We start from the raw sequence: 23,082 nt of genomic DNA, 5'->3' as shown, positions 1-23,082 counted from the left end.
GGAAAAAGGGTTTTTAGTATGAAAAAAAATCAAATGCGTTGGAGATTTTTTGCTGAGGGTATTCAAAACACATTATTTTATATGCTATTTCCATTTATTGTTTTATATCTAAACGATGCTTGGAACCCTTATCTAGCATCTGTAGGTTTGGCCATAATTTCAGTATTGGGTGTAATATCAGGTATTTGGGGTGGGATCTTTGCAGATAGGATAGGAAGAAGACCTATGATGATATCTTCAAGTATAGGTTTTCTAGCTGCGACTATATTATTTATCATTGGAAGAATAGTTGGAAGTAATATAATGGTATTTGGTAGCTTCGGTTTAATGAGTATAGCTTATTCTTCATATATACCTGCAGGAAGAGCTTATATATCTGATTGGCTCGATGAAAAGGAACAAAAAAAAGCTTATGTATTCACCTACCAAATATTTAATGTTGCGGTGACGCTAGGTCCTCTTATAGGAAGTTTTATATTTGATTCTATGCCTATTTGGTTTATCGGTACATCCTTAGTATCTGTTCTGACATTAGTATATATATCACTATGGAAAACTCCAGAATTTCAGGTTAATAGAAAATTAGGTAATGAAGAAAGAATAGATTCAAATGGTAAGTTTACAAAAGCAGTAGTGCTTATAGGAAAAGATAAACGTCTTTTAATTTTTGTTGTTGCCAGTGTATTTGCAGCTCAAGCTTTCATGCAGTTAGAAATATTGCTTCCTTCAACTTTACTGGATAGTTTAACTAAAAGTACATCAATATTCGGTTTTTCAATTAATGCTTCTCAAAACTATGCTTCATTGTTAATGACGAATGGCATTTTGGTAATTATTTTAGGTAGCATGGCGGCTAGACTTTCTTCAAAGTATAGCACGCGTTTTGGGTTTGTAGGTTCCAGTATATTGTATGCTTTCTCTATGGTTATCTTTGGTTTTTCTCAAAACTATATAGGTTTTTTTATAGGAGTCCTAATCCTTACAGTAGCTGAATTACTTGTTGTTAGTACACAGGACTCTTACATTGCTGGTATTGCACCTGCTAACCAAAAAGCACAGTACTTTGCTGCGGCAAATATTCGATATTCAATAAGTCGAATATTTGCTCCACAGTTACTGGCATTTGTACCATTGATTCGACATGAGGGAGCTTTTCTGGTCGCTGCTTTTTCTTCCTTAATAAGCGCTTTTTTATTTTTCATGCTCTTTCAAAAAAGAATATTAGCTTATAATTCAAAAGTGGAACAGAGTATTTCGGAGAAAATATAAAAAAAGGCAGAAATACTCTGCCTTTTTTTTATATGGCTTCTACATAGTAATATAAAGTTATTTAAAGTGCTTTCAACTCATTCATTATACTATTCAATTCTATAATATCGATATTATCTGGGAATTCAAAATGATTTTCATTTCGGTTATTAATACAAACACTTAAGGGATACCCAGGGCTATGATGATACAACTTAAATAGATAGTTAGACGTATCTCCAATTTTTAAACCTAGTGTTTTTAGTTTTGAAAATTCCTCTGTAGGTATTTCTAAACCATATTGATTACTTCCATTCAAGATTGAAAAAGTATTTGGGGAAACCAAAAACCCTGAACCTATACACTTTAACCAGCTTTCCTTCAGCGTCCACATTTTAAAGAAAATTTCGATTTGTTTAGCTTTGGGTGATTTAATTAAATACTTAAATTCTTTACTGCTAAAGGTACTTTTGGTAATTTCATGGATGTTAAAATTTTTGATTTCTTCTATATCAACGCCTATGGGATCATTATGAATGCCAACAACAACCCAGTCACCTGAATGGGAAATATTAAAGTGAAGTCTTCCTCCTACTAGATTGGGCTTCCCATTTTTATCTATGATAAAGTGGATATTTTGAAGCGGTTCTTTTAAAATGTCACTTATGAACAACTTAGCTAATAGCTCACCAAATAAAGAGCGGTATTTATCATTTTTCTTTTGTAATTTGTGTATGCTTAATTGTCTCTGTTTAGGTAACAAATTCAGCATTTCTTCATAAGTAGTTTCATTCAAATTAATTGGTAATTTTAAAGCGATAATCTTCACATTTGATCTCCTTATTTACCCTAATATTGGGGGCATGAGGATCATTTGGGTGATCTTTGCAAGCCCGTGGAAGACACAATTCTCAATTGCTATTTTTACTGGTAATGTCATTTTTGTTTAAAAATTCAATGATTCCATCCACCAATCCAGGGGATAATGGTAGTTCAGGATTTGTATAGGTTGCTAAATTTCCCTTCGATCTGCAGGGGCTTCTTTCAATACATGATTCATCTTTTCAAGTATAAGTAATTCAGAATCGCTTTTTTCTTTATGTAACGCTTTTGCGTTAGTTGGCGGCACTTGAATATCTCTATTACCGTTTACGATTAGAACAGGGATATTCAGTTCCTTTACTAATTCTATCGGGTTATATTGAATCCATGAAATCATGTAAGGTTGAACAGAAGGTCGGAATACACTTTGCAAATCAGCACTGACAGTCCCGACTTGTTTTCCTTGTTTTAGCTTTGCCAGTATATCTTTGGATTCCGTTAATAATGTCGGTGTCAGTTGCTCTTCAAACTGTTTAATGAGTACTTGGTCAATGGGTTCGCCTGCACCCGCTAATGAAATGAATATGTCTGTTTCTGTTTTCTTTGCGGCTGCCATCCCAATTAAAGAGCCTTCACTATGGCCGATGATGCCAACTTTGGAAAAACGGCCATCCTTTTTGGCAAATTGAGCCCAAGCAGCTGCATCATCAATATATTGTTCAAATCTCAGGTCCTTTTCTTTTCCTGCCAATTGCATATTTTCACCAATTCCGCGTTTATCATACCTAATGCTTGCGATACCTTTTTCTGCAAGACTCTCGGCTAACATTTTTAAACTATTATTTTTTCCGGGATTTGCAATGGTGTTACCATCTTTATCGGTCGGACCAGAACCCGCAATTATAATCATCACAGGAAAAGGCCCTTCATTTTTTGGTGTTTCCAAAAGGCCTTTAATGGTTCCGTTCTTTAAGTCGGCCTGCACGATTTCACCTGATTCTTTTTCTTCAACTGCCTGATCGGATTTCTTAAGCAATTCAAAGGGGAACGCTTGCCCATTTTGAACAAATGTTCCTGAAATCCTTTCCTGATCTACTTTCCCATCAAACGTTATTTTCTGATTTTGGATTTCCATATCAAAAAACAAGTCTGATTTACTTAACTTTACGCTTCTTAAGGGGAGTTCGTTCAACCCTTGTACAGGAATGCTTATCGTTCCATCTTTCTTCGTAAAATGAACAATGATTGGAAGCGGTTGATTTGGAATCTTAATATCTCCCTCCCACCTGCCTTCAATAGCTTTCAATGAGCTCACTTCCTTCGATTTCTCTTCCACCTGTACCGCGTCCTTGGTTCTGCAACCTACCATTAATACAAAAGCACTTATGATAATACATATAATCGCAAAAGGTCTTTTCATTTGAGCCATTTCCTTTCTTTAATAATTAGAGATAAAAAGATATTTTTTTTTAGAACATGTAACGTGTTTCTTTGTTTCAGTCATTCATATCCGTCTTCATTATAAGTAAGTATTAATATATAATTCCAATATTTTCCCTTAATAGGGTGTTTCTTTTTTCGGTGTATCCTTTTAAAAATGGTGGCAAGGCGGCTGTGAAGTGGGATGTTATTAAAAAAATATCGAAGAGACATTCAATCAGACCGTCTTAATCGGGAGCGCTTAAGTCGGTGTGGTTCTCATGTTCCTCTTTTAAAGGTAGGATATTAGGTCAAATTTAGAATTATTTGAATCAAACATTGACATCTAAAAGAAACTCTTTTAGAGTGGATTTGTAAATTAAATATCCTCGTTAGGTGAGGCTCCTGTGTAGGAGATACGCTACTGCCCAAAAATGTCGAAAGACGCCAATGGGTCAACAGAAACCATCGACATAAGGTGGTTTTTAATGTAGCTGGCTTTGTCCTATGCCACACAGTGCTAAAGCTCTACGAATGGAGGAACTGGATTTATGCTTGTATTTGTCATTCAGTCATACGACTGTTTGTATTTGTCATCCAGACAATGTACGCATATAAACCGTATTTAACACCTTCATTTGTAATGGAGGTGTTTTTATTTTTTCCTGGAGGTGAGGATAGTGGGGAACTATTCACGACGATATATTCGAAGTCTAATGAAAATTGAATGAACACAAAGATTTAGGAAGGGGAATAATAATATTTTTTACTCTTAATATTTAAGGGAAATATTTTTTGGCTCCCCTAAAAAGGAGTGAGTGACGAAATGATAAAAATCCTGACGGAAGATCAAATAACTTTACAAATCATAAAAGTTTTAAAAGAAGGGAAAAAGAAAGAATTTCAAGCAATATTAGAAGAACTCCAGCCATATGACATTGCGCGAATTTTTGAGGGGCTGCCTGAAAAACACCATACACGCTTCTTGTTATTACTTGATTCAGAACAAATCGCTGAACTGATTCAAGAAGTAGAAAAAGAACATCAATTAAAAATCCTTAGTAAATTAGGAATAGAGAAATCCGGCCATGTAATGAATCTAATGGATAATGATGACCTAGCTTCATTGTTAGAGGATCTATCCCCTGGAAAAATTGAAGAACTTCTTTCAGGCATGGAACAAGAAGAATCAAAAATTGTTCAAAATATGATGAATTATCCCCCTGAAACTGCCGGGCGAATAATGACAAACCGTTTTGTATGGATTCCTCAACATTATACGGTTCGTGAATCAGTTGAAAAACTGAAAATCTTTGCGGAGTTTTCGGAAACGATCAATTATCTTTATGTAATAGATAATGATAAAAAATTAGTAGGTGTTGTCTCATATCGGGATTTAATAATAAATGATGAATCTGAAAAAATTCAAGATATTATGTATAGCCGGGTTATCTCCGTATCTGCTTATGAAGACCAAGAAGAGGTAGCTCGTGTTATTGAGCGATATGATTTTTTAGCAATTCCTGTAGTTGAAAAAAATAATGAGTTATTAGGAATTGTAACCGTCGATGATATTATTGATGTTGTCATTAAGGAAGCGAATGAAGATATTGAAAAATTATCGGCTTCCGGTAAAGCTATAGACTTTGACACGAAGGCGCACGTGGCCGCATATCGTCGGCTACCCTGGCTTATTTTACTTTTATTTATCGGCTTAGTGTCCGGAACTATAATAAGCGGTTTTGAAGAAACATTGTCCAAAGTTGTTGCACTTGCTTTCTTTATGCCGATGATCGCAGGGATGACTGGAAATACAGGTACTCAATCTTTAGCTGTTGTTGTAAGAGGCCTAATCACTAGTGATACAGATAAAGGTGTTGTAACCAGACTTATTATGCGGGAACTGAAAGTTGGATTGATAATAGGAATTACCTGTGGAATATTAATTTCCATCATAGCTTATGTTTGGCAGGGAAATCCCGTTCTGGGATTAGTGGTTGGAAGTTCGTTAGTGATGACCCTGATTATCGGGACATTAGCTGGGACCATTATTCCTTTGATATTATATAAATTCAACATCGATCCTGCCGTTGCTTCTGGACCGCTAATTACAACACTGAATGATATACTTTCGTTACTTATTTACTTTGGAATTGCAACGATGTTTATTTCAAAGTTGATGTAGTCTATCCATTAAACCAAGTTCATATATGCTTGCAAGGATTTTTCAAGGGCGAACATAGTCTCGATGATTTCAGTACAAACTGCCAGGCTGCCGTTTTAAATCGGGAATATAGATAAGAAGAAAAAGTAGCTGCTAATCTTGAACATTTGCCAAACAGACCAAAAAATAGTGTATTTCAAGCTGCGGCCTTTTCTCGGTATCCAAACGGGGAAAGGCCGTTAATTTTCCTGGGAAGCGAACCGTATATGGTAGTGTGCCTACGTACATTATTTATTCTTAAAATGAATATTGAAGGTAACAAAGCCATTTCCTGATGGACCTTTATATGAATGAAAAACATGGGACATAATAGGTTGTAGCAAGTTTAGGGTTTTCAGGAAAGGCTACATAAAGAGTGTTATGGAAGCAATAGCCAATCATATTCTTTGACCTAAGAACTTCATCAGTGATACGCTTCTTTTCGAAATTACGTATTCAAAACCAAGGAGGAACAATGATGACACAAACCAAACAACAAATGATCACCCTGGCAAATCGTCCAAAAGGTATGCCTTCGAAAGGGGATTTTAACTTTGTTGAGAGTGAAGTTCCCACACCAAAGGATAATGAAATTTTAGTACGTACACTATATTTATCTGTCGATCCATACATGCGTGGCAGAATGCAAGATACCAAGTCATATATTGCTCCATTTGAATTGAATAAGGTTATCACAGGTGGAGTGGTTGCTGAAGTTGTTGAGTCCAAATCGAATTCCTTCAAACAAGGGGATGTCGTTGTTGGGAATATCGGCTGGGCAGAATACACAGTTGTCACTGAAAAGGAAATCCGCGTGATTGATCCCAAGGTGGCTCCGGTCACAACTCATTTAGGGATTCTTGGAATGACCGGTTTAACTGCTTACTTTGGCTTGCTTGATATTGGTAAACCTCAAGAAGGTGAAACTGTAGTGGTTTCAGGAGCAGCTGGAGCAGTTGGTTCAGTAGTCGGACAAATTGCTAAGATTAAAGGTGCGAAGGTTGTTGGCATCGCCGGTTCAGATGAAAAACTTGAGTACTTAACGAAAGAGCTCGGATTTGATGGAGCCGTAAATTATAAAAGAGATAGTTTTAAGACAGATTTAGCTAATGCTGTTCCTGATGGAGTCGATGTTTATTTCGATAATGTGGGCGGCGAGGTGTCCGATGCTGTTTTCACACTTTTGAATGCGAATGCCCGAATTCCATTATGCGGAGCGATTTCCTCTTATAATGCAGAAGGGAAAGATCTAGGGCCGCGTCTCCAATCGGCGATGATCAAAACGAGTGCACTTATGAAAGGTTTCACAGTTGGAAATTATGCCGCTAGATTCCAAGAGGGAGCTACGGATTTAGGTAAGTGGCTTCAAGAAGGAAAGCTGAAGTATGAAGAAACGATTATTGAAGGATTCGAAAACACACCTGATGCATTTTTAGGTTTGTTTAAAGGAACGAACCTCGGTAAACAGCTTGTAAAAGTTGCGGAACCTGAATTCGCTCAAATATAAGTTTTAAGGAAATAAAGCTGAGGAAGGTCCTTTGTTGTGATTTTAGCAGCTTATAATAAAAAGCGGCCTTTTTTCGATATTCAATCGGGGAAAGGCCGTTTTCCTTTCAAGTTAAAATACAATCCTTCATTACCTTTAGTGGTATCTTTTGAACCATATGAAGGATATTAATTATTAGAAGTCACCTCATTCACTGCAGGGTCAATAGAATCATTAATGAAAGGATAAATTGAAAATGAGTGAAAATAAGCACCCTTCCAAACCTCTGAAATCAGATGCGATACAAACGACATTTAAACAGGCTTTTGAAATAAAGAAGAATCCATTTCCATGGATGAAAGCACTAAGTGCAGGCATAGCTGCTGCCTTACCTGTTTTCATTGGCTTATTATTCGGAAATTTAGCGTACGGTTTACTGGCAGGAATAGGAGGTTTCACTTATTTATACGTTTTTAACCAACCGTATCACCAAAGAGCAAAAAAGATTTTCTTTGTGATGTTGGGTCTTGCTTTATCTGTTGTTTTAGGAACGCTTTTGGCTCCATACCAATTGGGAACAGCCATAATGATGGGAATCATCGGGGCAAGTGTTTTTTTTATATTTGGTGCATTAAAGATTACCGGTCCTTCGGCGGTATTCTTCGTCCTGGGTTTCGCACTTGCGACAGGTATGCCGGTTGATCAAAGTCTGGCCCCATTACGTGGGGGCCTCGTTTTAATGGGTGGGGCACTATCTTGGATAATCTGTATGTTAGGCTGGTTTTTCAACCCGCATGGACCGGAATCGCTTGCGGTGGAAAAGGTGTACAGAGAATTGGGGGCATTCTTTGATTCCATTGGCACCGAGAAATTCAATAAAGCAAGACATGGAACGGTATTGGCGATGAAACACGCTGAAGATACACTGCTAGCCGGGTTTTCTAATGGACGAAGTTCTGATGAGTTAAAGCGGTTGTTTCTATTGAATGAACATGCGAATGCCATATTCCTGGAGGCTCTGGAAATCTCCTTGAACAAAAATATCGTAATGCCGCTTGAATTAGGTCAATCCGTTCGTGCCCTGGCTTGTTCCATTGCATCTAAAACAAAGAATAAAAAAAAGATTCTTCAACCTGACCAAATGACTGAAGAGGTGGAAGATTTATTCATGAAGATTTATGATGCAGATGCCATCATGAATGAACCTGTCCAGAAAATCGATCAAGCAGCAACCATTTCAAAGCCTTCTTTAAAAACCATTTTTCTTGGGGCGTTCGATAAGACTTCAATTGTCTTTCTCTCTTCCGTTCGATATGGAACAATCCTTACCATTGCCGCCATCATCGCCTATTCCGCCGATTTTAACCGGTCGTACTGGATTCCCTTATCATGTGCGGCCGTTATGTCGGGTTCGACCATCATCTCCACATTCCATCGAGCGGTCCAAAGGACTTTCGGGACGGTCATCGGACTCCTGCTAGCAAGTTTAATTCTAGCTGCCGTTCAAAACGAGTTCATCATCGTTTTAATCATTTTACTGTTGACATTCATTACAGAGCTTTTCATCGTTCGGAATTATGGATTGGCAGCGATGTTTTTTACCCCTTCAGCATTGATCATGGCGGAATATTCATCTCAAAGCTATGATTTCAGTTTTTTTGCGACTGTAAGGATAACCGATATCGTCGTTGGAAGCTTGATAGGTCTTATTGGGGCGCTGTTACTAGGCAGTCGTTCTGCATCCAGTCTTCTCAATCATTTGATGGCGAAAACGATTCGGAGCCAGGGGCAGTTATTATTGATGGCGTTCTCTGAAAAAGATAATGATCTTGCAATAGATGAAAGCAGCGAAAGGAACAAAATGCAAACAAATATGGTGAATCTATTAACGGTCTACAATGCATCCCTTGGTGAGATATTCAAAAACAAGGCTAGACTGGAATCTCTATGGCCCGTTATATTTTCGATAGAACAGTTGGGCTATTATCTAAATGCCAGCTTAAAATCCACAGAACGGCCAGTACTATCAGAGAGAGAGCTAGCACAAATGCTGTATGTTTTCGAAACCATGGCGATAGCGGCAGATAAAGGTAGATCAATTACTAATAAAGAAGTGCCTAAAATTGAAGGATATTCAAAAATCCGCCAGGAAATTTTGGATCTTCAAGAAGCGCTTCGGTTTTCCGGGAAAGCAACTGGCTAATCAATCTAGTGATTCTAATAAGGAATTTCTTATTTGACTCCATTCGCCTCTGTTAATAGGATGAAATTGGCAGGATTATAGAAAAGTCTGTAAAAATGCCGGTTTTCATTATAAAATGTACTTACAAACAGAAAGGTGATGAACCATGTCAAACGTTGCTAAATTTCGTGATTTTTTAACTAGTGAGAAAATCTATATGAATGAGTTGAATGAAGATGGCACCACCTTTTTTAGAGCTGAGCAAAAGTTAAAGGACGGGTGGAAGGTCCTTTTAGTATTTGCTTTCAATCAAGATGAAAATGTGGCGGACTTATTTTGCTTTAATGTCGCCGAGTTGAAGAATCCTGAAAAGAAACAGGATGTACATACACTGTTGAATGAATATAATGCTAATTTTAGGTATTCCAAGCTGTATGAAGAAAATGGGACCATTTCCATTCGGTATTCATACTCCATTGAGGGGGACATCGTACCGGATCTGGCGTTCAGGAAGTTAATCATGCTGCTTGAAACGGCACAGCAGGTTTATCCGCGATTAATGGAAGTCATTTGGTCTTAAATCATCATATAGGATGAAAAAGTTCTCTGAATCAGGGGACTTTTAACATCTTTACTAGAGTGAATGAATATATTAACGTTACAATACATTAATTATTAATTTTTTTTAAAAGAACTATTGCATTTTTTCACATTAAACTATATAATTAATTTTGTTAGTGATTCGACAAAGTTCTACAAGGATATGCGGGTGTAGTTTAGTGGTAAAACCTCAGCCTTCCAAGCTGATGATGAGGGTTCGATTCCCTTCACCCGCTCCAATACATACTCATAACGTAGGGTTTCGTTACCTGGAGAACGAAGCTTTGCGTTTAAATATTTTACAAGAATTCTACTGTTTACAGTGGAATTTTTTTATTGTCCAAACTAACTACATTCTATGGAAGCGTTAATACCGGATGTCCTACCGTAACGAAAGCAGGAGTTTTCTATTTATTGATAATTCTTCATCAGGGAGAGTGGGGATTTCGATGAAGTACACACTTGTTAAAAGAGATTAACTACGTTAGTAGAATCAGTTTGAATAAGTGTGTGTGGCGGAAAGGGCGCGGATCTCTGGAATCAACGAGATTATAAATATTATTTGTCATGTAATTACCCAAGCTTGTAGTTTTGATAAAGAGAGTGAATATCCTTTATGCTCTAAAATCCCAGGAATCATTTTATCGCATTTTTCAGGGTATGGCCGAACGGTTGAATAAAAGGATATTCGCGCACTGGTTATCATAATTATCCATATAAGTTAGGAAAAATCATGAAAAGACCCCTTCCGATTGTGGAAAGGGGTTATTTCCGTTCAATTTTAATTATCCTTCTACAATCGAGTAAGTCCCTTCACCACCGTGGATTTCAAGGAACATATCCATCAAGGATTTCGTTAGCTGATCTGCTTCCGTGATTGGAGTATTGGGTTGTAAATAAATGATTTGGATGGCTTTTTTCGTTCCTTCGGTGACTTTCGTGCGTTCTGAATCAACGTAAGGACTTCCGAATGCGCCATCATGATCAGCTGATGTGATCATATTTTCCATGGAATTCAAGCGGCCGTTCAAACCGTAATAACCATCTGACCCTTCGCCAATCTTTATCGAGATGTCTCCTGATAATTTTTCCGCATCATAAATGCCAATTGGAACTTCATATAACAGCGAGAAGAAGTTATTCAAATCGATGGCTGAATGGATGGGTGTCAAGTAATTCTGTTTTTTTACGCGGCGGTAAAGGGCTTCCACGGAGGGGCGATACCGTGATGGGTTTGTTCCCGTAGCCTTGAAGATCTCCCGCCAAGCTTTAATGCCGGAAAAGTCGGTCAATTCCTTTTCTTCAAGGTCGAAGAAAAGAGCTTCCTGAAACAGTTGAAGTCTTCCCTTCACCATTTGCGGGGAGGGGCCTACTTCGATGTTTTCATATGTAATGATCCCAACTTTGAATTCAGGGATTTTACTGCTAATATTAGCTGATACGGTAATTTCCAACCGTTTCACCTCCAAAAATGATTGCAATTAGTTTATCATAGATAGCAATGGTTTGAAATGGATTCAAGCTTCAATGGGAATACTGGATGAAGTAGGTGATTAATATGGATATGAACTCATTCAAGCAAGAAGTGATTTTATATAGTAAGGAAATCGGCATCGATAAAATTGGCTTTACATCGGCCACGGCTTTTACCGAATTGAAAGGTCGGCTGATACGTCAACAGGAACTGGATTATCAGTCAGGGTTTGAAGAAGCCGATATAGAAAAAAGGGTAAGGCCTGAATTGATATTCGATAAACCGCAATCCATCATTTCGATTGCGCTTGCTTACCCTTCGAAATTGAAGGATGCTCCGCAAAGTACAAAAAGTGAGCGACGCGGGATCTTTTGCAGGGCTTCTTGGGGAACGGATTATCATACCGTTCTCCGAAATAAATTGCTGTTGCTTGAGAATTTCATTAAAGATAAAGTGCCAGGGACATTGACGAAATCCATGGTTGATACGGGTGAATTATCAGATAGGGCAGTGGCTGAGCGTGCAGGAATTGGCTGGAGTGGAAAAAACAGCATGATCATCACTCCGGAATTCGGGTCTTATGTATATTTGGGGGACATGATTACCAACCTGCCATTTGAACCTGATCAACCGATGGAAGATCAATGCGGGACATGCAATAAATGTGTCGATGTTTGCCCGACTGGTGCGCTCGTTCAGGGCGGGCAGCTAAATTCCAAGCGTTGCATTGCATTCTTAACGCAGACAAAAGGTTTCCTTCCGGATGAGTTCAGGACGAAAATAGGCAATCGTTTGTATGGGTGTGATACATGCCAGACAGTTTGTCCGAAAAACAAAGGAATGGATTTTCATTTCCATGAAGAGATGGAACCAGACCCCGAGCTGGCGAAACCGCTGTTGAAACCACTGCTTACGATGTCAAATCGGGACTTTAAAGAGACATACGGCCATGTATCTGGCTCTTGGCGTGGTAAAAAGCCAATCCAACGAAATGCCATTTTAGCATTGGCCCACTTCAAAGATGAAACGGCATTGCCCCAATTGATACAGGTCATGAAGGAAGATCCAAGGCCCGTAATCCGGGGAACGGCGGCCTGGGCAGTTGGGAAAATTGGACGGGAGCAGGCCGTTTCCATTCTGGAAGAAGCACGAATGAAGGAAACGGATGAAGAGGCACTGGCGGAAATTGAGAAAGGACTGCAGTTTACCTTGGAAACAAAATGATATCTAAAATGCAGTCGCCCCGTAAATATTAATGGGGCGGCTTTTTTTGCTTAAGATATTCCGGTGCCTTCTAAGGAAACCTTTTTAATGCGTTTCATTATATTTAAAGAATTGAAATTCCCACATTATATGAAGTAGTGTTTTTGTCCATGCCCTCATACATACACATTAGCATAGATGGTAAGAAGGAGGGCATGAACTTGAGGGAACAATTGCAACGCCTTTTACAAGAAAGAGTGGAGTCTTATACTTCCGATGATCTGGAACGGAGTGAAAGGAAGTTACATTTGAAGAAGAAAATGATGAGGAACCGTGCTGCGGAAATTGTTCGGGTGAATGCGGCAGGCAAGGTACATTCGAAGAAAAAGGAAGACAATGATACAGTCCTAGCATATCATGTGCATCTGCAATATTTATTGAAACAGGAGGATTCATTTTATATAGAAGAAGAAATGGAAGAAAGGGAGGCCCGGTTTCGAAATGGGTATATAGTGGATGAACGAGAGCTTTTTCCCAGCTTTGAAACCGAAGAGGCACCGCCAAAATGTGATCCAGGCGGAGATCGTCTCGCATATAAATATGATCGGATGAAGGCCGTCCAATATGCCGAGCGTTGGTGGAATGAATTCAATCCGGCTTATCATAAATTCACTGATGATTGTACGAATTTCATTTCACAATGTTTACATGCGGGAGGAATTCCGATGTGGGGGGCGCCAAACAAAAAAAAGGGCTGGTGGATAAGAGGGAAAAGCTGGAGTTATACATGGACGACGGCCCATTCCTTATATCATCTGCTAAAAGCCGGGAATGCCATTAGAACAAAGCAGGTGGAGTCGGCCCAGGAATTGAATTTGGGTGATATCCTCTGCATAGATTTCGAAGGGGACGGACGGTTTGATCATAACTTGATTGTTACGGCGAAGGATCAGGACGGGATGCCGCTTGTGAATGCACATACGATGAACAGCCGTCACCGATATTGGACGTATGAGGATTCGACCAGGTATACACCGAACATCGTTTATAAATTCTTTGTGATTTTGGATGGAGGGTGATTGGTTTTTAGTCTTTTTTGTTTAATGCTATAATTAAGGTGAAGTTCAAACTAGAGGTGAAAATGAAGTGTCAATACATGTAGTTTTATATCAACCACAGATTCCAGCAAATACAGGAAATATCGCAAGAACATGTGCAGGGACGGATACGTCTTTACATCTCATCCGCCCGCTCGGTTTCTCGACGGATGACAAACAGCTTAAACGGGCCGGACTCGATTATTGGGAGAATGTAAAGATCCATTATTATGATTCGTTAGAAGAGTTTTATGAAAGAAATGCCGGCGGTGAATTTTATTACTTAACGAAATTCGGGGAGCAGCCGCATTCCAGCTTCGATTACAGTGATCAAGACAGTGAAATATACTTCATTTTTGGCCGTGAAACGACGGGTCTCCCGAAAGAACTGATCCAAGAAAATATGGATCGGTGCCTGCGGATTCCGATGACGGATAAAGTACGTTCCCTTAATCTGTCGAACACGGCTGCCATCTTGGTTTATGAAGCACTGAGACAGCAAAATTACCGTGAATTGGATTTGAAAACAAAAGGTTGAGTTTCATCAATGGCATACTGTCATCGGGGGCTTTTGAGCCCCGATGATGGATTCTTTACTTTACATATTCTTAAGGGGTGGGAGCATTGAATAACATTATTGAGAAGATTTTAGATCACCGTTCAGTTCGTTCATTTGAGGACAAGTTATTGTCTGAGGAGCAAATCAATACGATTGTGGAATGTGCCCAAGCGGCATCGACTTCAAGCTATATCCAAGCGTATTCAATCATAGGGGTAACCGATCCGGAAAAGAAAGCCAAGCTTGCTGAACTTGCCGGACCACAATCATATGTAGAGAAGAATGGACATCTATTCGTCTTTTGCGCCGATTTATATCGTCAGGATATGGTTTCACAAATGGAAAACACGGACCTGTCCGAATCGATTGAAAGTACGGAGAAATTCATGGTTGCCTGTATCGATGCTGCTCTTGCGGCTCAAAATGCAGCATTGGCAGCAGAATCAATGGATCTTGGCATTTGCTATATAGGCGGGATCCGCAATAATCTCCCGGAAGTGTCAGCGATTTTGAATATACCGCATCGCGTTATGCCATTATTCGGTCTAGTGGTCGGATATCCGAAAAACCGTTCGGATAAAAAGCCGCGTTTGCCGCTGTCCAATATCTATCATGAAAATGGATACCAGGAGGATAAGCAAGAATTCATCGGACAACTTGAAGAGTATAATGAAACGATTTCCAGCTATTACGAGCAACGGACTAAAGGTAAACGAAAAGACACCTGGACCGAGCAAATGGCTGGAATGCTTGGAAAGAAAAGCAGGTTGTACATGAAAGATTATGTTGAAAAACAAGGTTTTAAGAAACATTGATAGATGAAATTGCTTATTAGGAATATTCCTGCCTTCCCGTAAATGACATCTTTCCAAGTCCTGAGTATGGGCCAAGCGGTAAAGATCCCGGAAATGTTTCCGGGATCTTTACCGTTTTCATTTATATACGGTTCGGCTCAAAAAATCCCGGCAGAGTTTCTTCTTATATACCCATGAAATTACCATTGACAATATATATAGATAGAATTATAGTAATTAGGTAATAGATAATGATAATCATTTTCATTTGAGTTTTTACTTACCTATTTTTCAGTAAATGGAGGTTGAAAAATGGTTCGACTATATACAGAGAATTTAAATATTGGTTATGGTGAACGTTTAATTGTAAAAGATCTCAGTGTGGAAATTCCAGATAAAAAAATCACAACGATCATCGGTTCAAATGGATGTGGAAAATCCACACTTTTGAAAGCGATCACCAGGATCATTCCAAATCAATCAGGTTCGGTTGTTTTAGATGGAGTGAATATTTCAAAAGAAAGCACTAAGATCCTTGCAAGAAAAATGGCCATACTTCCGCAGACACCCGAGAGTGCAAGCGGATTGACGGTTGGGGAGCTCGTATCATATGGGCGTTTTCCCTATCAAAAAGGTTTTGGGCGCCTGACCCAAAAAGACTTTGATGTGATCGATTGGGCACTTGAAGTGACCGGCACGAAAGACTTCAAGTTCCGTCCGGTGGATGCTCTTTCAGGAGGTCAGCGCCAGCGTGTTTGGATTGCCATGGCCCTTGCCCAGGAAACGGAAATCATTTTCCTAGATGAGCCGACCACTTATTTGGATATGGCGCATCAACTGGAGGTTCTAGAATTATTACAGAAGCTGAATGTAGAACAGGGACGTACAATCGTCATGGTTCTTCATGATTTAAACCAAGCGGCTCGCTTTGCCGACTATATCATTGCCTTAAAGGACGGGGAAATAGTCAAAGCGGGTGATTGCGAAGAAGTCATCACTCATGAAGTGCTTAAGGAAGTATTTCATATTGATGCGGTAATCGGGCGAGATCAACGAACGAACAAACCAATGTGCAGCACATACAATTTATTAAAAGGAGATTTGACAACAAATGAAAAAGGTAATGATCCCGTTTATACTGCTGTTAGTGTTAATTATTAGTGCTTGTGGTAACGAGTCAACCGAAAAAGAAAAAAGCACCGCTTCAAAAAAGGAAAAACCAGGTACCATCACATATCAATCTGAAAATGGTCCTGTTGAAGTTCCGGCAGATCCTCAGCGTGTTTTAGTACTATCTTCTTTCGCAGGTAACGTAATGGCATTGGGTGTTAACCTTGTAGGGGTTGATTCATGGTCTAAAATGAACCCGAACTTTAAAGAGCTAAAAAATGTCGAGGAAGTAACGGACGAAAACCTGGAAAAAATCATCGAATTGAATCCGGATTTAATCATTGGTTTATCAACGATTAAAAATGTCGATAAATTAAAGGAAATTGCTCCAACTGTAACGTATACATACGGAAAAGTGGACTATTTAACACAACATGTAGAAATTGGTAAACTTTTGAATAAAGAAAAAGAAGCTCAAGCATGGGTGGATGATTTCAAAAAACGGGCAAAAACAACCGGTGATGAAATTAAGGCTAAAATTGGAGAAGATGCTACCGTTTCCGTTTTCGAAAAGTTTGACAAACAGTTCTATGTATACGGCGATAATTGGGGCCGTGGAACGGAAATCCTTTATCAAGAAATGAAATTGGGCATGCCTGAAAAGGTAAAAGAAACGGCATTGAAAGATGGTTACTTTGCCTTATCATTAGAAGTCCTGAAAGACTATGCCGGTGATTATGTGATTTTGAGCAATAACAAAGATCAGGACAATTCATTCCAGCAAACAGATACGTTTAAAAACATACCTGCCGTTAAAAACAATCAACTATATGAAGCTGATGCAAAAAAATTCTACTTCAATGATCCAATAACATTAGAATACCAATTAGACTTCTTTTCCAAAAGTTTTCTCGGAAAATAATACAGCCAGGGAGAGGGATTCCAATTCCTCTCCTTTTATTCTATAAAAAAGAGATGAGAGAGACAGATGACTAATGAAAATCAACGTTTCATCCCATTTATATATAAACTGATCATAGGGATCGCTCTATTCATAGGCATGTTCATTATTTCAATGGCATTTGGTGCTGCGGATGTTACCGTAAAAGATGTCTGGCAAGCACTGACGTCGAATGCTGCTGGTGAAAAGCTTTCAATCATTCGGGAAATCCGTTTCCCTCGTGAAGTGGGGGCAATCTTTGTGGGTGCAGCACTTGCCGTTTCCGGTGCCATCATGCAGGGAATGACTAGGAATCCACTTGCTGATCCAGGGTTGCTTGGATTGACGGCAGGAGCCAATGCAGGTCTCGCCATTACTTTGGCATTTATTCCAAATGCCAATAATTTAGGAATCATGATTGCGTGTTTTATAGGTTCCGCTGTGGGGGCAACCATGGTTTTCGGGATCGGTGCGATGAAAAAGGGAGGATTTTCTCCTTTACGGATCGTATTGGCTGGTGCTGCAGTCTCTGCATTCCTTTTTGCCGTTTCGCAAGGGGTCGGCCTTTATTTCAAAGTATCAAAAGATGTATCGATGTGGACTGCAGGCGGGAATATCGGAACATCATGGGACCAGCTTCGTGTAATCGTCCCGTTCATTTTAATAGGCATCCTGATCTCCCTTATCTTTTCCAGACAGCTCACCATACTAAGCTTAAGTGAAGAAGTGGCGGTAGGATTAGGTCAAAAGACAACACAAATAAAGGCGGTTCTCTTCGTAGTCATCATTCTCCTGGCTGGCGCTGCCGTTGCACTTGTTGGAAATATGGTATTCATCGGGTTAATGGTTCCCCATATGGTTCGGGCTTTCGTGGGTACGGATTATCGATTCATCCTGCCTATGTCCGCGATTTTAGGAGCCACTTTCATGCTACTTGCCGATACGATCGGCCGTACAATCAATTCTCCATATGAAACACCTGTGGTAGCGATTGTTGCGATGATAGGTTTACCTTTCTTCCTCCTAATCGTGCGTAAAGGAGGTAAAGCATTTTCATGATCCAGTCAGCTTTAGTCAAAAAACAGCGATGGATAGTAGGTGCACTATCCGCACTCATTATCATTACGATCATAATAGGGACGTGTTCGGGATATTCGAATCTTTCTTTAGGGCGACTGATTCCAACGCTTTTCGGGCAAGGGACATTTAAAGAGGAATTCATATTATTTTCCGTCCGATTACCACGAATCATCATTACCATTTTAGCAGGCATGGCCCTTGCACTGTCGGGAGCCATCCTTCAAGGAATCACACGTAATGATTTAGCCGACCCCGGAATCATCGGGATCAACTCAGGAGCTGGTGTTGCCATAGCCGCTTTCTTTCTGTTTTTCCCGCTAGACGCTGGATCGTTTGTTTATATGGTTCCGCTTGTCGGTTTTATCGGCGCGTTATTGACGGCCTGCTTAATATATATCCTCTCATTTAAGAGAAGGAGCGGCCTTGAACCCGTTCGATTAGTGTTGATCGGGGTTGGTTTTTCAATGGCGCTTTCAGGCCTGATGATTGTCCTCATTTCATCAGCGGAACGAGCCAAAGTCGATTTCATCGCAAAATGGTTGGCGGGAAATATATGGGGAACGGATTGGCCTTTCATTTGGGCAGTTCTTCCATGGTTAATCATCCTCATTCCATTCACTTTATATAAAGCAAATCGTTTGAATCTGCTTGGTTTAAGTGAACCGGTAGCAATTGGGGTCGGAGTATCGATTGAAAAGGAGCGGATCGTATTGCTAATCACGGCTGTAGCACTGGCCGCGGCTGCCGTTTCTGTTACAGGCGGAATTGCATTCATTGGACTCATGTCCCCGCATATAGCAAAATCTTTGGTAGGACCTCGAAATCAGCTATTCATTCCGGTTGCCATTTTAATCGGTGGATGGCTATTGTTGCTTGCCGATACAATAGGCCGTAATATAATTGAACCCGAGGGGATCCCTGCAGGTATCATGGTTGCATTAATTGGTGCTCCTTACTTCATGTATTTATTGTTAAAAAAATAAAATCTTGCAAAAATCCCCTGAAATCTTTCAGGGGATTTTATGTTTTTTCAGAGCTTCCGTAGTTTTTGAAAATCAGGATTATTTATATCTAATTATTTCATCAGGACTCAATCGTTTCGCTTCGAAATAAAATACTTGAATAAACTTTTTTGTATTTACCCGGGTAGGTGTAAGAACTATTGTTGAATCATTTTGCAGTTCTTTCATCTTTTGGCGAACGACTGTGAAATCAAAAAATTTAGAAGCGTAATTTTCAAACTTAGGATTGGAAAAATCCGTTAAACCGAGCGAAGCAAAATGATTTAACGAATGGTTAATCGTTCTGCGTATTCTCTGTTCGGCAGCTTTTATTTCCCGATTGATATCAGCCTGCAAAGCTGATGTGCCGAGCTTTTTTTTGGTGATTTCTACAAAGATATCTTTAAGGGTCGGGAAATGCTTTCCAAAAGTAAAAGTACGTTCATACATAAATAAATATTGAAGCATACCCATTAAATCTTTTGCACCATTTTCTCCAACAATCCCTAATTCCGATAAAAGGAATTCACCCACCTCTCTTATACTTTTTTCATTATAACTATTGGATTTATCAACTTTTGGCTGTTCAAAATTCAATACACTGTTTAATGAGGCTTGGATATTTGTGATCGATCTTTCCAAATGAATGCGTTCCATGACTTTTCGGATGACTGTTAATATTTCAATACGATTGATTGGTTTAGTAATATAATAATCGATTCCAAGTGAGTATGCCTCACCAATCAGCTCCTTTGATTCAACCTGCGAAATCATTATTATTTTTCCGTTAAATGTATTTTTTATATGACGAAGTGTCTCAATGCCATCCCGGATGGGCATTAATAAATCAATAAATAGTATATCAATTTGTTTTAAATTCAAAATATGTCCTTCTAATAGACTTCCATCCCCGGCTTCCTCCACCACTTCTCCTAAATCTTCGTTCTCAATAATTTGGCTCAAGTTTGAACGTATGGCACAATCATCATCTGTTATAAAAAAACGCATGGAATCATCCTTTCTGGATCAACTTATGAATGGGTAATTTTATTGAAAAAACGGCACCGTTAAAACTATTCTCAAACAGGATATCGCCTCCCAGTTCTTTTACGACTTCTTTAACATATGAGAGACCAATCCCTGTTGAAGGTGTCCCTAAATGATCATATTTTGAAGTGAATCCAGGTTTGAATATGACAGTCTGATATTTTTGAGGAATTCCAGGTCCGGTATCAGCAACCTTGAATTCTACATTGTCGCGAATTTCACTCAAACTTAAACGTACGATTCCCTTTTCTTTAATTGCTTCCACTGCATTAGCGACTAAATTATTGAAAAGGGATAATACGGTGTATACATGATAATGTGAATCGTTTTTTCCATCTAATGAGTATTCAAATTGAATATCCTTTCCTAATGATAAGGCATACTTTTCATTAATTTGGATGATTAAATGAAAAAGTTCAGCAGCATTCATATAATCCCTAAAACTCTCATTGGAAATCAGTTTGGAGAGACCAGCAAAAATTCGTTGATTATCTTTCTTGACTTCATGCATTTCACCCGCGATGCGCAATGCTTTTTGACTATATGGTTCTGTAGGAACATGAAGTTGCTTTTCCCGTTTTTCCAGTGCTTTTAATTCTCGATACAAATCATACGATTTCTTTGTAATATTCTCTGCATTATTTAACGTTTTTTTTAAGTGGATCGTTTCCTCATATAAATTGGAAATGAGCATCAGCATATGTTCATTTTGTTTTCTGATTTGCCGTTCCCTTGATTGTGCTTCATATAGTTTCATCATATTAAAAAAGCTTAAAACGATAAAACTGTGGGCGAATGCGATCATGATCATCTCGTTTAGTGAACCTAACGTAATTGTTGTTTCTAATACAATATATTGAAAGATTAATTCTATTGAGTCAGACAATATTTCGATAATAAGACCAATAAATCCAATAATCAACGATCGGTTTTGAAAGCGATTGATTTTCACTAAATAAAAAAGAAAGGAGTAGGTGAAATAAAAAAAGAAACTTGGAAAATGGACTTGAAAAGCGGAAGACCAGGAAAAACTATCAAGCATGAAAAAATCTTTTAGGATTCGAAATACCACAACCATTGTTCCTGTCAGGAAGCCTGAAAAAATGGCAGGTGTTTTCTGTAATAATAGTAAAAAGAAGAAAAGTACAGGCGGACCAAAACTTACCCGAAACGTTTCATTTAAAGGATAAAAACTCAATTCGCCAGCTAACGGCACTGTTAACACCATTAAAGCAAGGATATTGACCTCTTTTTTCATTAACGTACTGAGTTTCAAGTCGTCACCTCCCAATTTGTTTAAAAAATCAGTATACAGTTTCATCGGCCTCAATACAACGCTTACTTTGTTTCTGAATAGAACGGCTTACAACCAATTATGGCAAACCCAATCTTTTTTTCTATCCACAAAAAATGGGAACGGAATATGTGAAATAAACACATTTTTTTTGTGGAATTTTTTTTTTGATTTTGTAGGTTTTCGTATGATTATGTAGTTCCCAATTTAAAATTAACGTAGATAGAAATTTTTGAAAGCGCTTAACAATATTTAGAATATTCATTATGTTTTCATCGAATCTATTACAAGTAAACTTGATGGCATTCGGAAAGACGCTCATATTGAAAAAATGGATGAAACAACAACTGAAGAGGTGGAAGAATGTGATTGAAGAATTGTCAAAAGAGTATGACATTCATGTTAATAGTCAAAGAAAAGCCGACTTAGATGAATGGGTAGCACATTACAGATCCTTTGCTGCTGAAGGGCAAATCGCCAATTATATACCGGCATTGAGAAATGCACATTTATCGCAATTGGGCATTTGCATACTGGAGCCTGGTGGAACAATGATCAAGACAGGGGATTGGGAAGTCCCCTTCACGCTGCAAAGTATTTCAAAAGTGCTCAGCTTTATAGCCGCATGCTTGGGATGCGGCATTTCTTATGTGTTAGAGAGGGTCGATGTGGAGCCAACTGGGGATGCTTTCAATTCAATTATTCGTTTAGAAATGCATAAGCCGGGAAAACCGTTTAATCCTATGATAAATGCAGGGGCGATTACCATAGCATCGCTTCTCCCAGGGGATTCTTCACAAAAAAAATTGGAATTTCTCTATGCATTATATGAAAATTTGTTAGGGAAGCGCCCAACCATCAATGAGGAAGTGTATCAATCTGAGTGGCAAACTTCCCATAGAAATAGAGCTTTAGCTCACTATTTAAAAGAGACGAATTATTTAGAATCGGATGTAGAGGAAGCTTTAGAGGTTTACCTCAAGCAATGTTCCATAGAAGTAACCACAGAAGACATAGCCTTGCTTGGACTGATTCTTGCACAAGATGGATATCATCCTCTTCGTAAAGAACAAGTACTCCCTAAAAAAGTGGCTAAGCTGGCCAAAGCATTAATGCTTACTTGTGGTATGTACAATGCTTCGGGGAAATTTGCGGCTTTTGTTGGGGTGCCAGCCAAAAGTGGAGTATCTGGCGGGATTATGGCACTAGTTCCTCCGAGTGCCAGAAGCGGAATGCCTTTTCAAGATGGATGTGGCATTGGCATATACGGACCAGCCATTGATGAATATGGGAATAGCGTAACAGGTAGTATGTTATTGAAACAAATGGCACAGGAATGGGATCTAAGTATTTTCTAAAAGCAAAAAAATTTGTTCTTATAAAAAAGTAATATTTAACAAGAAGTGATGTAATGCAGCAATTACTTTAAGATTCAGTTGGATGTACTTAACCCAATCATAAATCCAATTACTTTAAGAACCTTATTATATAGGAATAATTTTGGAAAGCATGGTGATGAACAT

The 23,082-nt window shown here is 38.8% G+C and carries 19 protein-coding genes, 1 tRNA gene and 1 riboswitch; of the genes, 15 read left to right on the top strand and 5 right to left on the bottom strand.

Annotation, left to right across the window (positions count from 1 at the left end; genetic code table 11):
* Positions 1 to 18: 18 nt before the first annotated feature.
* On the top strand, positions 19 to 1,269 hold the full coding sequence (locus J7J00_RS06115) for an MFS transporter (protein ID WP_214788780.1): 1,251 nt from the start codon (positions 19 to 21) through the stop codon (positions 1,267 to 1,269).
* A gap of 61 nt (positions 1,270 to 1,330) precedes the next feature.
* Here J7J00_RS06115 and J7J00_RS06110 read toward each other — a convergent pair whose 3' ends face one another.
* Together J7J00_RS06110 and J7J00_RS06105 are read right to left on the bottom strand one after the other, a co-directional pair.
* Positions 1,331 to 2,077 (bottom strand): 4'-phosphopantetheinyl transferase family protein, encoded by a 747-nt coding sequence (locus J7J00_RS06110; RefSeq protein ID WP_214788777.1) that lies wholly within the window; start codon positions 2,075 to 2,077, stop codon positions 1,331 to 1,333.
* Between the two features lie 183 nt (positions 2,078 to 2,260).
* Positions 2,261 to 3,490, bottom strand: coding sequence for an alpha/beta hydrolase family protein (locus tag J7J00_RS06105; RefSeq protein ID WP_286201205.1), 1,230 nt, complete (start codon positions 3,488 to 3,490; stop codon positions 2,261 to 2,263).
* Between the two features lie 380 nt (positions 3,491 to 3,870).
* Positions 3,871 to 4,036, top strand: a riboswitch (M-box (ykoK) riboswitch).
* 279 nt (positions 4,037 to 4,315) lie between these two features.
* Between J7J00_RS06105 and mgtE the strand changes: the two genes are divergently transcribed.
* The 5 genes from mgtE to J7J00_RS06080 all read left to right on the top strand — a co-directional run bounded on the left by mgtE (position 4,316) and on the right by J7J00_RS06080 (position 10,199).
* Positions 4,316 to 5,674 carry a magnesium transporter gene (gene mgtE, locus J7J00_RS06100; RefSeq protein ID WP_214788774.1) on the top strand — a complete coding sequence of 453 codons (1,359 nt, stop codon included), beginning with the start codon at positions 4,316 to 4,318 and terminating at the stop codon, positions 5,672 to 5,674.
* Positions 5,675 to 6,170: 496 nt separating this feature from the next.
* Entirely contained in the window at positions 6,171 to 7,199 is a 1,029-nt protein-coding gene (locus J7J00_RS06095) for an NADP-dependent oxidoreductase (RefSeq protein ID WP_214788771.1), read from the top strand.
* A gap of 235 nt (positions 7,200 to 7,434) precedes the next feature.
* Entirely contained in the window at positions 7,435 to 9,381 is a 1,947-nt protein-coding gene (locus J7J00_RS06090) for an FUSC family protein (RefSeq protein WP_214788769.1), read from the top strand.
* A 145-nt stretch (positions 9,382 to 9,526) separates the two neighbouring features.
* Positions 9,527 to 9,940 (top strand): YbjN domain-containing protein, encoded by a 414-nt coding sequence (locus tag J7J00_RS06085; RefSeq protein WP_063235961.1) that lies wholly within the window; start codon positions 9,527 to 9,529, stop codon positions 9,938 to 9,940.
* Positions 9,941 to 10,125: 185 nt separating this feature from the next.
* Positions 10,126 to 10,199 (top strand) — tRNA-Gly (locus J7J00_RS06080).
* A gap of 546 nt (positions 10,200 to 10,745) precedes the next feature.
* On the opposite strand, the gene J7J00_RS06075 is transcribed toward J7J00_RS06080, so the two are convergent.
* Positions 10,746 to 11,414: a B3/B4 domain-containing protein gene (locus tag J7J00_RS06075; RefSeq protein ID WP_214788765.1), complete on the bottom strand. Its 669-nt coding sequence runs from the start codon at positions 11,412 to 11,414 to the stop codon at positions 10,746 to 10,748.
* 104 nt (positions 11,415 to 11,518) lie between these two features.
* On the opposite strand from J7J00_RS06075, the gene queG reads away from it, so the two are divergent.
* The 8 genes from queG (at position 11,519) to J7J00_RS06035 (ending at position 19,200) form a co-directional block, all read left to right on the top strand.
* Positions 11,519 to 12,658 (top strand): tRNA epoxyqueuosine(34) reductase QueG, encoded by a 1,140-nt coding sequence (queG, locus tag J7J00_RS06070; protein WP_214788762.1) that lies wholly within the window; start codon positions 11,519 to 11,521, stop codon positions 12,656 to 12,658.
* 200 nt (positions 12,659 to 12,858) lie between these two features.
* Positions 12,859 to 13,716 (top strand): amidase domain-containing protein, encoded by an 858-nt coding sequence (locus tag J7J00_RS06065; RefSeq protein ID WP_214788758.1) that lies wholly within the window; start codon positions 12,859 to 12,861, stop codon positions 13,714 to 13,716.
* A 67-nt stretch (positions 13,717 to 13,783) separates the two neighbouring features.
* Positions 13,784 to 14,272, top strand: coding sequence for a tRNA (uridine(34)/cytosine(34)/5-carboxymethylaminomethyluridine(34)-2'-O)-methyltransferase TrmL (trmL, locus tag J7J00_RS06060; RefSeq protein ID WP_098370923.1), 489 nt, complete (start codon positions 13,784 to 13,786; stop codon positions 14,270 to 14,272).
* Between the two features lie 86 nt (positions 14,273 to 14,358).
* The gene (nfsA, locus tag J7J00_RS06055) at positions 14,359 to 15,108 is read left to right on the top strand and encodes an oxygen-insensitive NADPH nitroreductase (protein WP_214788755.1); all 750 of its coding nucleotides are present in this window, start codon (positions 14,359 to 14,361) and stop codon (positions 15,106 to 15,108) included.
* Positions 15,109 to 15,399: 291 nt separating this feature from the next.
* Complete coding sequence (locus J7J00_RS06050) at positions 15,400 to 16,248, top strand: ABC transporter ATP-binding protein (RefSeq protein ID WP_214788752.1); 849 nt, start codon at positions 15,400 to 15,402, stop codon at positions 16,246 to 16,248.
* Positions 16,199 to 17,119 (top strand): iron-hydroxamate ABC transporter substrate-binding protein, encoded by a 921-nt coding sequence (locus J7J00_RS06045; RefSeq protein WP_214788749.1) that lies wholly within the window; start codon positions 16,199 to 16,201, stop codon positions 17,117 to 17,119. The genes J7J00_RS06050 and J7J00_RS06045 overlap by 50 nt, the downstream gene beginning before the upstream one ends.
* Before the next feature lie 66 nt (positions 17,120 to 17,185).
* A complete protein-coding gene (locus J7J00_RS06040) occupies positions 17,186 to 18,196 on the top strand; it encodes a FecCD family ABC transporter permease (protein WP_141993803.1) in 1,011 nt (336 codons plus the stop codon).
* Positions 18,193 to 19,200, top strand: a complete 1,008-nt coding sequence (locus J7J00_RS06035) for a FecCD family ABC transporter permease (protein ID WP_214788745.1) — start codon at positions 18,193 to 18,195, stop codon at positions 19,198 to 19,200. Before J7J00_RS06040 ends, J7J00_RS06035 begins: the two co-directional genes overlap by 4 nt.
* Positions 19,201 to 19,278: 78 nt before the next feature.
* On the opposite strand, the gene J7J00_RS06030 is transcribed toward J7J00_RS06035, so the two are convergent.
* Both J7J00_RS06030 and J7J00_RS06025 read right to left on the bottom strand, forming a co-directional pair.
* Positions 19,279 to 20,226, bottom strand: coding sequence for a response regulator (locus tag J7J00_RS06030; RefSeq protein WP_214788742.1), 948 nt, complete (start codon positions 20,224 to 20,226; stop codon positions 19,279 to 19,281).
* Positions 20,227 to 20,230: 4 nt separating this feature from the next.
* Positions 20,231 to 21,493, bottom strand: a complete 1,263-nt coding sequence (locus tag J7J00_RS06025; RefSeq protein ID WP_214788924.1) for an ATP-binding protein — start codon at positions 21,491 to 21,493, stop codon at positions 20,231 to 20,233.
* A gap of 434 nt (positions 21,494 to 21,927) precedes the next feature.
* Here J7J00_RS06025 and J7J00_RS06020 point away from each other — a divergent pair, with 434 nt between their 5' ends.
* A complete protein-coding gene (locus J7J00_RS06020) occupies positions 21,928 to 22,917 on the top strand; it encodes a glutaminase (RefSeq protein ID WP_309487146.1) in 990 nt (329 codons plus the stop codon).
* Positions 22,918 to 23,082: the final 165 nt, after the last annotated feature.

Source organism: Bacillus sp. ISL-4 (assembly GCF_018613275.1).
Taxonomy (GTDB): Bacteria; Bacillota; Bacilli; order Bacillales; family DSM-1321; genus Peribacillus; species Peribacillus simplex_E.
This window is presented reverse-complemented; position numbering and strand designations above follow the sequence as displayed.

What these genes read in the sequence shown, in the direction of transcription:
- J7J00_RS06040 (WP_141993803.1), top strand. Translation starts at nt 17,186, where the DNA reads ATGACTAATGAAAATCAACGTTTCATCCCATTTATATATAAACTGATC.
- J7J00_RS06085 (WP_063235961.1), top strand. Translation starts at nt 9,527, where the DNA reads ATGTCAAACGTTGCTAAATTTCGTGATTTTTTAACTAGTGAGAAAATC.
- J7J00_RS06105 (WP_286201205.1), bottom strand. Translation starts at nt 3,490, where the DNA reads ATGAAAAGACCTTTTGCGATTATATGTATTATCATAAGTGCTTTTGTA.
- queG (WP_214788762.1), top strand. Translation starts at nt 11,519, where the DNA reads ATGGATATGAACTCATTCAAGCAAGAAGTGATTTTATATAGTAAGGAA.
- J7J00_RS06030 (WP_214788742.1), bottom strand. Translation starts at nt 20,226, where the DNA reads ATGCGTTTTTTTATAACAGATGATGATTGTGCCATACGTTCAAACTTG.
- mgtE (WP_214788774.1), top strand. Translation starts at nt 4,316, where the DNA reads ATGATAAAAATCCTGACGGAAGATCAAATAACTTTACAAATCATAAAA.
- J7J00_RS06050 (WP_214788752.1), top strand. Translation starts at nt 15,400, where the DNA reads ATGGTTCGACTATATACAGAGAATTTAAATATTGGTTATGGTGAACGT.
- J7J00_RS06045 (WP_214788749.1), top strand. Translation starts at nt 16,199, where the DNA reads ATGAAAAAGGTAATGATCCCGTTTATACTGCTGTTAGTGTTAATTATT.
- J7J00_RS06090 (WP_214788769.1), top strand. Translation starts at nt 7,435, where the DNA reads ATGAGTGAAAATAAGCACCCTTCCAAACCTCTGAAATCAGATGCGATA.
- J7J00_RS06115 (WP_214788780.1), top strand. Translation starts at nt 19, where the DNA reads ATGAAAAAAAATCAAATGCGTTGGAGATTTTTTGCTGAGGGTATTCAA.
- J7J00_RS06025 (WP_214788924.1), bottom strand. Translation starts at nt 21,493, where the DNA reads ATGGTGTTAACAGTGCCGTTAGCTGGCGAATTGAGTTTTTATCCTTTA.
- J7J00_RS06035 (WP_214788745.1), top strand. Translation starts at nt 18,193, where the DNA reads ATGATCCAGTCAGCTTTAGTCAAAAAACAGCGATGGATAGTAGGTGCA.
- J7J00_RS06095 (WP_214788771.1), top strand. Translation starts at nt 6,171, where the DNA reads ATGACACAAACCAAACAACAAATGATCACCCTGGCAAATCGTCCAAAA.